The sequence below is a fragment of the Adhaeretor mobilis genome (genome assembly GCF_007741515.1).
Lineage (GTDB): Bacteria > Planctomycetota > Planctomycetia > Pirellulales > Lacipirellulaceae > Adhaeretor > Adhaeretor mobilis.
Window position 1 is genome coordinate 1,608,819 of sequence record NZ_CP036263.1, and the last position, 13,545, is coordinate 1,622,363.

Annotated in this window: 11 protein-coding genes and 1 tRNA gene; 3 read left to right on the plus strand and 9 right to left on the minus strand. The window is 56.1% G+C overall.

Features of this window, described 5'->3' with window-relative positions:
• Positions 1 to 22 precede the first annotated feature (22 nt).
• From HG15A2_RS06270 to HG15A2_RS06285, 4 genes are all read right to left on the minus strand, one after another.
• On the minus strand, positions 23 to 1,759 hold the full coding sequence (locus HG15A2_RS06270) for an L-lactate permease (RefSeq protein WP_145058903.1): 1,737 nt from the start codon (positions 1,757 to 1,759) through the stop codon (positions 23 to 25).
• A gap of 190 nt (positions 1,760 to 1,949) precedes the next feature.
• Entirely contained in the window at positions 1,950 to 2,084 is a 135-nt protein-coding gene (locus HG15A2_RS24775) for a hypothetical protein (protein WP_261342151.1), read from the minus strand.
• 1,070 nt (positions 2,085 to 3,154) lie between these two features.
• Positions 3,155 to 3,745, minus strand: coding sequence for a hypothetical protein (locus HG15A2_RS06280; protein WP_145058905.1), 591 nt, complete (start codon positions 3,743 to 3,745; stop codon positions 3,155 to 3,157).
• A gap of 197 nt (positions 3,746 to 3,942) precedes the next feature.
• Positions 3,943 to 5,454, minus strand: a complete 1,512-nt coding sequence (locus HG15A2_RS06285) for a hypothetical protein (RefSeq protein ID WP_145058907.1) — start codon at positions 5,452 to 5,454, stop codon at positions 3,943 to 3,945.
• A 252-nt stretch (positions 5,455 to 5,706) separates the two neighbouring features.
• On the opposite strand from HG15A2_RS06285, the gene HG15A2_RS06290 reads away from it, so the two are divergent.
• A complete protein-coding gene (locus HG15A2_RS06290; RefSeq protein ID WP_145058909.1) occupies positions 5,707 to 6,192 on the plus strand; it encodes a DUF6960 family protein in 486 nt (161 codons plus the stop codon).
• A gap of 98 nt (positions 6,193 to 6,290) precedes the next feature.
• Here HG15A2_RS06290 and HG15A2_RS06295 read toward each other — a convergent pair whose 3' ends face one another.
• The 3 genes from HG15A2_RS06295 to HG15A2_RS06305 all read right to left on the minus strand — a co-directional run bounded on the left by HG15A2_RS06295 (position 6,291) and on the right by HG15A2_RS06305 (position 9,859).
• The gene (locus HG15A2_RS06295; RefSeq protein ID WP_145058911.1) at positions 6,291 to 8,162 is read right to left on the minus strand and encodes a hypothetical protein; all 1,872 of its coding nucleotides are present in this window, start codon (positions 8,160 to 8,162) and stop codon (positions 6,291 to 6,293) included.
• Positions 8,163 to 8,224: 62 nt separating this feature from the next.
• Positions 8,225 to 8,968, minus strand: coding sequence for a hypothetical protein (locus HG15A2_RS06300; RefSeq protein ID WP_145058913.1), 744 nt, complete (start codon positions 8,966 to 8,968; stop codon positions 8,225 to 8,227).
• Positions 8,969 to 8,983: 15 nt separating this feature from the next.
• Entirely contained in the window at positions 8,984 to 9,859 is an 876-nt protein-coding gene (locus tag HG15A2_RS06305) for a DUF4339 domain-containing protein (RefSeq protein ID WP_218932357.1), read from the minus strand.
• A 202-nt stretch (positions 9,860 to 10,061) separates the two neighbouring features.
• Here HG15A2_RS06305 and HG15A2_RS06310 point away from each other — a divergent pair, with 202 nt between their 5' ends.
• Entirely contained in the window at positions 10,062 to 10,871 is an 810-nt protein-coding gene (locus tag HG15A2_RS06310; protein WP_145058917.1) for an undecaprenyl-diphosphate phosphatase, read from the plus strand.
• A 111-nt stretch (positions 10,872 to 10,982) separates the two neighbouring features.
• Here the strand turns inward: HG15A2_RS06310 and HG15A2_RS06315 are convergent, their stop codons facing one another.
• Complete coding sequence (locus HG15A2_RS06315; RefSeq protein WP_218932358.1) at positions 10,983 to 12,569, minus strand: alkaline phosphatase family protein; 1,587 nt, start codon at positions 12,567 to 12,569, stop codon at positions 10,983 to 10,985.
• 119 nt (positions 12,570 to 12,688) lie between these two features.
• Positions 12,689 to 12,761, minus strand: a tRNA-His gene (locus tag HG15A2_RS06320).
• A 260-nt stretch (positions 12,762 to 13,021) separates the two neighbouring features.
• Between HG15A2_RS06320 and HG15A2_RS06325 the strand changes: the two genes are divergently transcribed.
• Entirely contained in the window at positions 13,022 to 13,543 is a 522-nt protein-coding gene (locus tag HG15A2_RS06325) for a general stress protein (protein ID WP_145058921.1), read from the plus strand.
• Positions 13,544 to 13,545: the final 2 nt, after the last annotated feature.

A 13,545-nucleotide genomic window follows, 5' to 3' on the forward strand; every position in this document is an offset into this window, starting at 1 on the left:
TTGCAGTGACTCGGAATTTGTTCTAGCCAGGAGATTCAGCTAGCGGCTTCGCGGTCAGCAAGTCAAGCCCTTGCGTGAAATCGGAGATGCGAAATACGTAGACAGCCAGCAGTCCACAAACTGCTGTAACGACTAAGTAGTAGATCGTGGGCAAAAGGGTTTTGCGCAGCGTGGAACCTTCCTGGCCCAGCAGTCCGACCGTTGCTGAAGCGGCGACGACATTATGGATAGCAATCATATTGCCCGCTGCCGCTCCGACAGCCTGGAGGGCAACGGTCATCATGCCGCTGATATTCAATTGCTCAGCTACAGAGAATTGAAATTTAGAGAACGTGAGATTGCTTATCGTGTTGGAGCCAGCAATAAAGGCTCCTAGAGCTCCCACGACGCCCGCGAACGCTGGCCATACTCCGCCTACATGCTGCGAGACCCACTGCGCCATCGCGACGGGCATGCTGCTGTAACCAGCCTGGTTCACATTGGAATTGATCAATATTTGGACCATGGGAACGGTGAAGACCAGCACGAATCCAGCCCCCAGTAGAATTCTTGAGGAGTCGCCGATAGCCCGCTTGAGTTGCCCGACGCTCATCCTATGCAGGAAGAAAGTCATTGCAGCAACAATCATCATGACCGTGCCCGGCAGGTAAAGCGGCTTGCTCACGGCTGAGATTTCTGTTCCCAGTACGTTCGACCAACTGAGCGAAACACTCTGGAGCAAGTTGCCCAGTCCGAGCGCTTTGGTGCGGGTGAGCAACAGCAAAATAGCGACAAGCAAGTAAGGGATCCATGCCAGCGAGAAGGACATGTTGCGGCCCTCAGAGAGGTCAGTTTTGGCTGGTTCCTTGCTGGCGTTCCAATCTGCGGGCCACTCTTGCTTCGCCTGGAAGTCCCACGCTTTTGCAGGTAGCAACCATTTGCGCCGCGCGATGATCGTGACGATTGGCAAGCCGACGAGCGCGCCAACGAGCGAGGGAAACTCGGGCCCGAGCAGAAATGCCGTCACCATGTAGGGAATGGTAAAGGCGAGCCCGCTGACAAGAGTGAATGGTAGAGTCTCCAACCCGGCTCTCCAGGAACGCTGCGGCCCGAAAAAGCGAGTCATCATCATGCACATGAGCGTGGGCATGAATGTGCCGGCAATCGCATGGACGACTGAGACTCGCTTGCTGACTTGGTGCAGGAACTCGCTCGTCGTAAAACCGTGAGCAGCTAAGCTCTCACCAAAGGCTGTCCCGCCCATGCCGTCTTGAACCCCGACAAGAATGGGCGTGCCTGCCGCCCCGAAAGTAACGGCAGTGGATTGAATCATCATGCCGATCATGACGGCACAAGCGGCAGGGAAGCCCAGCGCCACTAGCAGGGGTGCTGCGATCGCGGCCGGCGTACCAAAGCCAGCAGCCCCTTCAATAAACGAGCCAAACATCCAGGCGATGATTACCACCTGCACGCGTCGATCATCCGAGATGCCGCGAAAGCTCCGGCGAATGACCGAAACACCGCCCGATTGTTCGAGCGTGTTGAGTAGCAAGATGGCGCCAAATATGATCCATAATAAATTGGCAGAAACGAGCAAGCCCTTGATGGATGCGGCGGCAACCTGCGTAAAATCCATTTGCCACGCCCACAGTCCAATGCAACCTGTCACGGCATAGACGATTGGCATGGCCCACTTCGCTGCAACACGAAAGCCGATTAGCAGGACACCTCCAAGCAGAATCGGGAGGAACGCTAAGAAGGCTTGCGTTGAGAGGCTCATTCCAACGTGCTCGTGGGGGCCCTGGGGGGAGAACATCAGCACAAGTTCTAGAGGATGTAGGAGGCCTTGCACACGGCTGTTATTGATGCCAAATCACTCCAGGGGAGACACATTGTAAAAAAAGCCGGACCTCATATTGAGGCCCGGCCTTTTCGATTATTCAAACAACTCGAATCACGCAAGGCGTGGTTCAGGTGGTTTCGTCCGAAGCAGGTGCTTCAGGAGCTTCAGGAGCGGACTCTTGTACAGGAGCAGCTTCCACGGGTACTACCGTGCCACCGCTGCAACCACAGCCGGCCTGAACGGTTGTCGAGGTCTGCATCATAACAGGACCTTGATCGGCAGAAGCACAGCCACAAGCTGGGGCGGCGGAAGCACAGCCACAAGATGGAGCGGCGGAAGCACAGCCACAAGCTGGAGCGGCAGAAGCACAGCCACAAGCTGGGGCTGGGGCACAGCAAGGCTTTGGAGCTGGAGCACAGCAAGGTTGTGGTTCAGGAGCTGCACAGCAAACTGGCTCTGGAGCAGGGCAGCACGTTGGGGCTGGCTCGCAGCAAGTTGGCTCGCAAGCCTTCTTGCAGGCCTTGCGGGCTTTGCGTAGCTCGCGACGGCTTGGCTTGCAGCAAGGATCTGGAGTACAGCAGACTGGCTCGCAGCAGTTGTTGCTCTTGCGATTACCAAATAGTCCAGCTTCAGCTTCGGTGCCAGTTACGGCGAAAGTGACGACAGCAAACACAAGGGCTGCTGCAATAGTGACAACACGATTCATCTTAAATCTCCCACTCTGAAAGTAAGGGTGCATGGAATCCAGCGTTACAAACGCCTGTTCCTAAACGGTAACCGTCAACTTGAAATCCCCCCGAGCCTAAGTGACGGTGACAAAGGTCGGACATCTTTTTCATTGCTCCCCGACTACTATTCAGTTATTCAGTAATCTTAAAGGGATATCTATGTGAAACGCGACCACCAGCGGGATCCCCAAGAATGAATCTTGCTGGCACTCAGTTGCGGTTTCTTTTCTCAGTTTCAATTTGTTGCTCAAGGCGGGGTCTTACTGGCTTCCCGCTGTTCTTACAGCACAGTGTTTTCCAAAAACACAGTATCAACAGCGGTTAATCAGGGTGACTTTGAGCGTCAGATAACTTAGGCGGCAAATCTATCACGCAAACACGGGGCCTACAAGTGGCCCCTCCGTCAAGTCAGGCAATTCAGGTTGAGTTGAACGGTTTGGCTGTTGCTCAGCCTAACACGTACAGGCTTGTCCTGGCAATTGCCCGAGATGAATCTTCGGGCAACTACTATGAAAAGAGAATCAGCCCACGGTTCGGTGAACCGAGGGCTGATTCTCTAAGTGTTTTTACTGCAAGGGTTTGCGGGGAATCCCCGAAATTCATGCTAGCGTTTCACGCCTTCTTTAAAGGGGTCAACAGCCGGCTGTTGAGCCTGGCGAGTGATGTCTGGGGTTTGAGTCTGGCTAGGCTGGGCATACTCGGCAGGATTCTCAAAATCGCATGCCACTGGGTTTTCACTCTCAATGTCAGAGACCATTCCGGAGATCCGCCATTTGCCCTCGATAAGCCGTAAGGCCCAGAGAGTTTGTTCGTTGTAGCGATTGCCGTCCACGTCGAGGTCTGACCAGACAGCGTCGACAGTCGCTCGCTGCGCATCGTGCTGTTCAACGGTCCCTACGCGGAAACTGGCCGTTTCACTGGCAGGCATGACGATGCAGCGGTCGTGACGCTCCAGCAACTGATGAGCGATCGGCGTCAGGCGAGCGTTCGCGACGTTGGTTTTCCCCTGGCGCAAGGCTTCGAGGAATTCGTAGACGACTCGCTCCGATTGATCGGTGGGTATCTGTTGGGCCTGGGATTGACCAGTGGCAACTGGACCAGCCGGACTAGCTGCTGCTGAGGAAGTGTCGGAACCGCCACAACCGGTGCAAACAAGCGGGGCGGACAGGGCAAGCAACAATGTAAAGCGAATCATATCGGGAAGTCTCCAGCAGTGGGCATGACCATTCACACGGGGCGGGAGTGTGCCAAATGGCCCGCAGCGGGTCAAGCCGACCTAGAGCGACAATTGAAGAAGACGCTGCTAGCATTTTGCTAGTTCCTTACGTACAGTTGCGCGCTCAAGGATGCGACAGGCCACTGGGTGAGGCGTAGCTTGCCGGATGGCCGTTCTTACCCAGCCAGTGTCGCATCCAGCGTCTTCTGGTCGCGCTGGTAGATTGCTAGCTGCGTTTCGAAAGTCGAGAGCGGAACTTCCCAGACAGGGTCGGTATCCACATGCGACTGGCAGTGCGCGACTAGCAAACGATACAAGAACTTGAAGAGATGCCGCGGCACTCTTAATGTTGCGAACGCGTCGATGAGCCGCCGTTCGTCGATTGTATCGTCGAAGAGCATTTGTAGCCGTGGCTGCTGGTTTTCGGTGCCACAGGCAGCAACGCGAGCGTTGGCCAAATCATAGAGCGATTGGCCGGTCCATTCCAGTGAGGGCACCATGTTTTGCTTGTCGAGTCTTGCACGCTGAAAAAAGTCGCGGTCTTCGTTCAAAGCGTACTCAGATAGCTCCGCTGGAAGTAGCAATTTCAACCCAAAGCCCGGTTGCTTGAGGAACTTGTTGTCCAACAGCGGCCACACAAACGCTTTCATCTTAGGCAACGCGCCGCCGGTGAGGTGCGGCTCGTCTACTCGATCCACAAGCACGACCACGCCGGCATAACCGAGCGCCTGTAGTACTCCTTGGAACTTGTAGAGCAGTTCATAGCGATCGTCCGTGCGATATTTATTCGGCAGGGGCTGTCCGTTGATGTCGCGACCGGAGAACTGCATGAGCACCTGACGCAACGGGTGGGAATCGCGATTGATCGCCCGTAGGTGCTTCGACACACCCCGAGCCTGCATCCACCATCGCCAAACTTGTGCCATCCAGGGTGCCCAGCCCAGGGCAATGATAAGCCAAGGCCAAACCGTAGCGAGCCAGCTGTAATTCTTCGTGTAGAGTATCGTGCCAATGACGGCCGATTTGACTGCCACACCAATGCCACGGATGAACCAACTTTGCCATGGGTAGTAGCGCAATCGCTTTCGCAGGCGGTACCAGCGCGACTGAAACGTCTCAGTCAGTGAATTGTCGTAGCAGGCAGAAAGCAGTAGGAGATCGCGTTTCTGAAAACGGTCGAGTCGTTTCGCCGCGTCGGAGGGCAGCTTATTAACCTGCTCTCCGTTGCCGTTACTGCCATTGCCATTTCGGCGTACCCCTAGCACCTGATCCACTACGTCCGTCACGCCGAGGGACAGGATCGAATCCATGTGGTCCCATAGCTTCCATTCGGCTAGCACCTTATCGGGGCTGCGGCGCTTGCGACTGCTCAACCGGTCGGCAAATCGATCGAGAAATGGATTGAAGTCGTCGTACTCGATGACAAACACCTTCGAGTCGGAGTCCCTCTGGTTGTGCTCGTGCAGTTGGTTGGCAATCTGCAATCGCATGGCCGTCTTGCCGGCACCTTTTTCGCCAAACACGATCGACGTGGCAGGGCTGGACGGATCGCCGTAGATTTTGTCCCAGTTGGGATGAAACACGCTGCTGCGGCACCGACCTTGAAAGACAGGATCGGTCTGCGCATCCTCATCGGCAAACGGGTTTGCCCCCAGGCCGTGATGTTCGAGCAAGTCGTGGAGGTTCATGGTTGCTTTCGTTTGCAATAGGCCGACCGGCGACGGCATGTTGCACAAACGCAACGCCACCGTTTTATTATAGTGCGCTTAGGCACTTGCGGCAGCGATTCTCGGTTGCGCGGGCAGGAACCGTTGGCCGGTCGTACGGGTTATTGCTAAAATAACAGTGAGCCGCTCGCGGCTTAGCCGCTACGCCATCGACTGCACGCGGCTATTCACCGCAACTGCCGAGCAACTTCTCAACCATTGGAGAGTCGCAATATGCCGCCAGCCCCGGAACTAACCGCAAGAGAAGAACCTCGCTACGGCTACTTCGCCCACTGGCCCGAAGATGGCGACGCCTGGTTGCATCCCGAGGATGTCGAGTTGGCCCGCACGCTCATCCCCAGCGACCGCGTGTTCCGGCGAGAGCGTGCGGAAGACGACGAATTCGACCGGCTCGTTTACGGTGACAAGGCAATACGAGTGAAGCCGGCGCTTTGGAATGAAGTGCAGGGAGAAGGGTACGAGATCGGCCAGTGGGTCGAGGTTCTCTCCCGCGGTATGAAAAACACGCCGCAAACCGCCGTCATTCGCGAAATTCACTGGGACCATAAGCAGCGAGCGCTACGTTACCAAATTCGCCACAATGAAGACCTCGTGCCGAATTTCTACGCGGCTGAGGACTTGCGTCCGGTTGAGACCACACCTGAGGCGGCAGAGCCGGTGGTGATTGAACCTAGTGGGGAAGCCGAGGAGCTAGCGTAGGTCGCAATAAGCAACGCGCAGTTACGGCATGGTGCGCCGTATGAGGTGTGCCAGTTGAGGGGCCAACTTTGAGAGGATGGCAGCTAAGCCGCAAGCGGTTAGGGTTGGGCTTCCTTATCTTCCAACTCTTCTTCGAGCGTGTCGAGTTCTGCCTGTTCGGCGGCTAGCTCAGCAGCTTCTGCAGCAGCGGCTTCTGCCTCTAAACGCTCGCGCTCAAAATGGGATTCGAGGGTAACGTCGTTTTCATCGCCCAAGTGGTCGTCAAGGCTGTACCTTCCAGCCTCATCAGTGCCGTTGGCACCAATGGTGTAGAGCAAGTACTGATTCTCATCAAGTCGTCGGTAGCGCAACAGTCCACCAGCGGGGTCGAACGGGTCTACCAATGATTCGAGTCCCCTGATGGGCGAAGTTTCTTCCAGCGAGTCGGGTAAGCGATCATAGGCGGCGCGATAGTCTTCTATCGCAATGGCCGCCAGTAGCAACCGCACTTCCATTTCGTTGCGTTTGCGTGCCTGGAGATAGCCCTGGTTTTCCCAACGGTTTGCCTGAGCATCGTACGACTGAAGGTAAATCCGCAGAGCACCAATCCATCCGGTTGCGTATATCTCCCAAATTTGATCACGTTCGATAAATTCTTCTGCGGACTCAAGTCCGTTGAGATATGCGGACAGTCGCCGGGCTACTTGTTTACGTTGAGACTCGTCGAGTTCTCGATGAATCTCGTTAATCCCGTACTTGCCCATCCCGCTACACGCGATACCGACGAGATCGTCAATAAGCAGACCACCTTGGGATATTCGAGCACCATAGTCTACCAAGTCGAGATTGGTATCGAGCGATTGTTGCCATCGCCCGTTCATGGCATGGACACCTCCCACTTCTGTCATAGCGCGAGCCAAGCTTCGGAGTGATGAGATGTTTGCCAAATCCGTATCAATGTCGTACTGAATGCGCACGACGGAAGGCAGAGCGAGAGTGTCGTGAACTTCTGAAACAACGCTATCGACTTCAGCCGCCGCTGCCTCGCGTTGTGACTTGGTAGCAACAGAGCTGTCGAAATTTCCATTGACGATTGCGGTTTCGGTTGTCTTGGCGAGTCCGACAAGTTGCTCGTAGCCGTTGGGATTTGGGTACGTGACATCATGTTTTGCAGGCGGGGTAGCAAGGTGCCAGTAAGTGACCATGGGAAATGATGCCATTACAAGTACGCAGACTACGGACATCGTCGTAGCAAAACGTGAGGGTGCCGCGGAGCCAAGTGAGAATAGCTTGAACGTTGCAGCCGTAAGTACGAGGTGAGTCAATCCTATCACTAGCCAAATTCCTGTACCTTGATCGGCGAGAAACTCTCCCAGCTGAGCAAGCAATCCCTGGGGCGCCTTTGACATAAATAGACTGCTCATGAAACTGTCATATTCAACGAACGCGACTACGATCCAGTCCGAATATGCGGCGATGAGAGCGAATGCCAAGCTACCCAGGATCGCAAAACAAGCTGCGATAGCCAGTCGCTTACCACTGGAAGTGGTAATCCAATATGCCAGTGAAGTGATCAAACCGACGGCAAACCCATTGAATGTTGGATACAGCCAAGTGATCTCTGTGAGCCCCATGGTCTCAGGCTGACCACTAGGAAACTGGCTGGCCACTGCTAGAAGATACGACACCACCACTGTCGCCAGCAACATATCGCCCATGCCAAACTGAAAGCCTCCGCCGGCGACTCGCGCTTCCTTCGGCTTTCGATTCTGAATCCAGCGCGTGATTATTACAGCTGCGATTACGGTTATTCCCTGCACCGTCAGAGTCACCAATGGTTCGCAAGCCGGTATTGCCAGCAACGGCGCGAGTGTGCCCAAGAACACTGCTGTGCGGACGAACCAATGCCGTGTACTGGTTGCCGCCCACAGAGCCAGCAGACCCACGCACGTGAATGTGCAGGTCAGCAAGAGGGTGAGGGCAAATAGCATGAGAGTGCGATCTCCATGTAGGCCGTAACTGCGCGTTGCTTGTTACGGCCTACGACTCTGCTTCAGTTAGGCGCGTACTTCGCACGCTTAGCCATCGCACGATAATCTTTCGCCGCGGCGTCCACCGTCTTTGCGGGGCCGTAGAATTTTACGAACCAAGTGCCGTGCTTTTCGGTGGGGATGATGAGCCCCAACATGCGATAGTTGGGCAGCGTGACGGACGGACCAAGGGGGCCGCGGGGGCGCTCGCTGAAAGTGCCTCGTAGGTCTACCAGCGTAGCAGTCACGCCGACGGCTTTGATTTTTTCCGTGTAAAAGCCTTCTTTGTCTGCCTTGGGAGGTTGGCCTTTGTCGTCGGCTTTCAACTCACTTAGGCCGCCACCCTTCTCGCTTTTGAATTGACTGATCCAACGCTGCACGTTCGCTTCCACACCGCCAGTGGCACTCATGATGGTCAGCCGACCTGGCTTGCCTGCCGCTTCGTCCTCGACATCATCGGACTCTTCGCTTTTGCTACTTTTGGGCGCAGGCACGGCGAATTCGTACTTGAGAATGAAGCTGCGCGGCTTGACCGACTTCCACTCGGTGGGTAACGAAAGCGTGAGAGCGCCGTCGGCCAGTTCCAGCTCTTGTAGCTTCTGTTTCTGAATTCTCTGCGCTGGGGCTTTCTCGGCAGGCTGCTTCACTTCAACGACTGGCGTACCGGGCTCCTGGGCTACGGCGAAACCGCAAGCGAGAGTTGCCACCAACGAGCAGAGACACTTGTAGGGGCGATAAGAAAACTGTGTATTAGAAATGCTGTGCATCGTATTGAAATCCTATCAAGTTGCTGGGGGAGACTCTTCTGCCGCTTGCGGCTTAGCCGCATCGTCATTCTGCGTTGTCTCTTCTGGTACCGGCATTTCTTCTACGGGTGCAACAACAACGGGCTTCTCTGTTGGTTTCTTTTCGGTGGACTTATTCCCAAGCAGCACCCATGCAAGGAGCCCGGCTAGGGCGAGTGTCAGTACGCCGAGTGCAATAGTGATGATCTTGTTGCGTTTCTTTTTCTTTTCGCGTTTTAGTCGGCGAGCTTCGGCTGCACTATTTGTCGAGCCGTCTGAAGAGCTCGCTTGTTGAGACGCGACCTCAGATGCGGTTTCCTGAATTACAGGGGCGACCGCTCCAGCGGCGGCAACCATGGCGGGCACGGCTTCGACGGGAGGAGAGGCTGGCTTTGTGGCGCTGAGCTCCGCAATGGCATCGGCCCCAGGCTTCCAGTCTTCCCAGCCGGTGCGCCAGGTCCAGCTATCGGCGGCAACGCGACCTTCGTCGATCCACCCTCGCATGACATCGGTGCTGGCGGGGCCGAACTGCTCGCCGGTGGTGGAGCGAACGTACCAAATAACTTCTTCAGTGGCGGGCTCCGGCGCCACAACTGGTTCAAGAGGGGGCGGCGAAGGCGTAAGCGGGGGGGCAGGAGTTGCTGACGGCTCTGCCGCCGGTTCAGGAGCTGTTTTACTAGCTGTTTTACTAGCTGTTTTAGCAGCTGGTTTGGCAAGCTCTTCGCTCGGACGCGACGCTTGCGATTTCATCGTCTCCTCGACCTGAGGGACTACGATCTTCGCCTTGCATTGTGGGCAAATCGCGCGGCGTCCGGCGAGTTCTGCCTTCACGTTGAGTTTATGCCCGTTGGGGCAGGCGAACCGAATGCCCATGGCGTGTGCTAGATCATAAAAAGACGTGTGTGACCTCGAAACGTTCCATACTTCAGTGTATCCAGCGCCGGAAGTCGCGAGAAGCCGCTGACAGGCCCGGCATGGGTGATTATAGTGCCACGGCACAGGAATGAACGGGTTTTGCGGGTTGACCGCGATCTGCCTGTTCGGCATCTAACGACAAGCCCTAGAGAATTCAGCAATGACAACCTGGGAAATTATCCTGCTGGCGATCGTGCAAGGACTCACGGAATTTCTGCCAGTAAGCAGTTCAGGCCACCTAGTGGTCGCCAACGCGCTGCTGGAAGCCTTCGGCAGTGAGCCTGTGCAAGACCTTGTCGAGGTGAGCGTCGTGCTACACCTGGGCACGCTGGCCGCAGTGCTGATCTTCTACCGCAAAGAAATCGTCGGTCTGCTGTCGAAAGACTCCAAGGCCATCATGCCGCTGATCGTGGCCACGGTTCCGGCGGTAATCATTGGTCTCACTATCAAAAAGGGATTGCCCGAGCACTTGGAGAAAACGGTGCTAGAGAGCCCACTGCTGGCGGGGTTCATGTTTCCGATCACGGCGGTTGCGCTCTGGTGGATTTCTCGCCAACAGCCAGGTGAGGGTGAGTACACGGAACTGACCCCCGGCAAAGCGTTGAAAATTGGTTTGCTTCAAGCATTCGCGCTCCTGCCGGGAATATCGCGGAGCGGAGCCACGATTGTCGGGGGGCTGGCGATGGGATTGAAACGCGAAGCCGCGGCCACGTTTGCCTTTCTCATGGCCATCCCCGCAATCGGCGGCGGAGGGTTGCTCGAGGGGCTAGAAGCCTACCAGGAAGGTACCACGGGCACGCCAATCGGCACGCTGCTGATTGGCTTTATCATTTCCATGATCGTAGGACTAGCCGCTCTGAAGCTCGTGATCCACTGGGTAAAGGCAGGACGACTGGCGATGTTCGCCTACTATCTTGTGCCACTAGGCGTTGCGGTGGTGGCGTGGAGACTAACAAGCGGACTGCATTGAGTGCTACATGAATTCGTCGCGCATCGTGGCTCTGCAAATTGGACTCGCACAATTCGCCGCAGTGCTTGCACCGCGATAGGAAGCCTCTCGTCAGAGAGTCCCAAGAAACTCCTAATGACGATAGGGCCGATTCTGCTGTGTTGTAAGCGGTACAGCAACGTGCCCCGCTCCTAGTGCTCGCGGACTTGGTAGGTCGAGAATCGTCAGGCAGAGCGGCACAATATCTACACTGCGGGGTGTCTCGGGGAGCTCGATACTTTCTGGCAGACCAGCGACGATCAACGGAGGGGAACTGTCCAACTCTTCGAGCGATCCGTGTGAGCCTGCCCGATGTAGTTCAGTGCTGGCAATTTTGAATTCACACCCCGGAACGGCCGTTGCCCACAGGTCGCCCGATTCACGCGTGAATGCCAAAGAGATTCGTTCTAACGCGTTCGGGTATTTGCCGTAAGCGATCAAGCCGCCCGCTTCGAGTGTGGCGTCTACGGCGCTGAGATCCCCCTCTAGTCGCCAGCGATTGCCGTACTCGTCGTGCGGAGCGCCTCCGCCATCTCCCGCAATCGTGAAGCTCAGCTTGCCACAGTCCTTGGTCGCAACCGTCCAGCGGTGGGATATTTGTGGATCAGCCGCCGTGTTCTCTTGCCAGAAAACTTGATCGACTCGACTATCGCACAGCAGCCGTTCCACGATTGAGGTGCGCACCTCTTGCTGCTCGCTGCGCAGGTAAATTTGCACGGCTCGCATGTTGGGACAGACCATTAAGTCGTCGTGGTTGTCCCAACGTGTTCCCGCTTCACACAACGTGAACGGAGTGAGCAGCTCGTCGAGACGGATAGCACGCTCCGTTTCGCTCTTGGCAAGGTCTGTTTGCGAATGGTCGCCAGTCACGACAACACAAACCTCGTCTAGAAATGCTTCCCATCCGCCCCGCGATTCGGCGACACGCCCTAAGCACGCATCGACTTCCTTCACAACGTCGATCGCCTCCTTGGGGCCCCGCTCGTGGCTGGCGTAGTCGTTATCGGGAAAGTAGGCGAGGGTCAGGTCGGGAATCTCTTTGGCAGAGAAGAGCGTTTCCAAAAACTTCGCGGACGCGGCATCGTTGAAACCGTAGCGATTGAAGATGGTGTCGCCAACATGGGGCACCTCCTCTTCGCGGAGCGAAATGCTGGACGTAATGAAGTCGCCAAGAAATAATTTGAGCGGGCCGGCCATCTTCTCTGGAAATTCTGCGCCGGGAAGAAGCTTCAACAGGAGCGGCACGTTTAACTCGTGCGGTGTGTCGCCGCGCACGCACAGATAGTTGATGCAGGCCGTCGCAAGTCCGTGGTGCTCGGCAAGCTGGAAAATCGTTTTTGCTTGTAATTGGGTGTAGTTGAGTTGCCCGATGTAGTCGCGAAAGAAATCGCCGAAGCCCTTCTTCATAAGCACCCAGAAATCATCCCCCAAGTAGACGACCTCGTCGTCGACCTCGTCGTACCAATAGTTTCCGAGAATGCCGTGTCTGGCTGGATACTCTCCAGTCGCGATGGTCGTAGTTGCGGCGGGGGTGATCGAGGGGAAAGCCGGGACGCAGCACGGCTTGAACTGTCCGGAATCGGCGAGGATCGCCAAATTGGGTAACTTGCCACTGGCTATTGCCGGCTCGACCACCTTGGTGGCCAGAGCGTCGATCACTACCAGCAAGACCTTTTTCATAGGGGCTCTTCGATTCTCGTGAACGGAAGCATTCATCAACGGAAGCATTCGTCCACGAAAGCGGCGGGCGAGCCGAGGGCACCTTAACTTAGGTACTCCAGCTCGCCCGCCGAGAACAGTCCTGCCGTTGGGGCTCGAACCCAAGACCTCCGGATCCACAATCCGGTGCTCTACCAACTGAGCTACAGCAGGAAATGAAATTCACTCGCGTCTGGCAGATTGGTCCTGCCAAAGCGAATCGCCCAGTTTAAGGGGCGGCTGACCAACTGGCAAGACACGCCGTAAGCAGACTGTTGGGTAAGCCGCTTGTCATTGGCTCCTGAATTGCAAGAATGGACCTGTCAGACTCAAACAATGTTCACCGAACGGTGTTCCTCACTGCCTCCAACTGTCTTTCTAGCGATGGCCCACTCGGCACGGTTGTCCTGGAGAAGCGATAAGGTCGACTAATCATGAGTAGTCCCGAAAAAAAACGCCCCATTCGTGTTGGCGTGTACGACACTGTTGCTGCTGCCCAACAGGCACTTCAATCTTTACAGAATGCCGGATTCACAGACCAGGAACTGTCGGTCTTGTGCAGCGAGCAGCACCAAGCGGAACAGTTCCCCGATACCATCGCCGAAGAGGAAGACTCGGAGGAAGCGGCGACTGCGGCCGTTGCTGGCAGTGCTTTGGGTGGTTCGATCGGCGGTCTGATGGCAGCTGCAGGTCTGGCCACGGTTGCCGGCATTCCTGTGCTCGTGGCCGGGGCTCTTGCCGCTACGCTAGCGGGAGGAGTCGTTGGGGGCCTCGCAGGGGCTATGATCGAGCGCGGCCTTGAGCAGAATACCTCTGATTTCTTCGATCAAGCCGTGTCCGAAGGAAAGATACTCGTTTCGGTAGAGCCAGTCGAGCAAGACGAACAGCGTCTAGCAAAGGCGGCGGAATTGCTCAAAGATGCCGGGGCAAATCCCATCTCCCTCCTTGAGGGTTAATC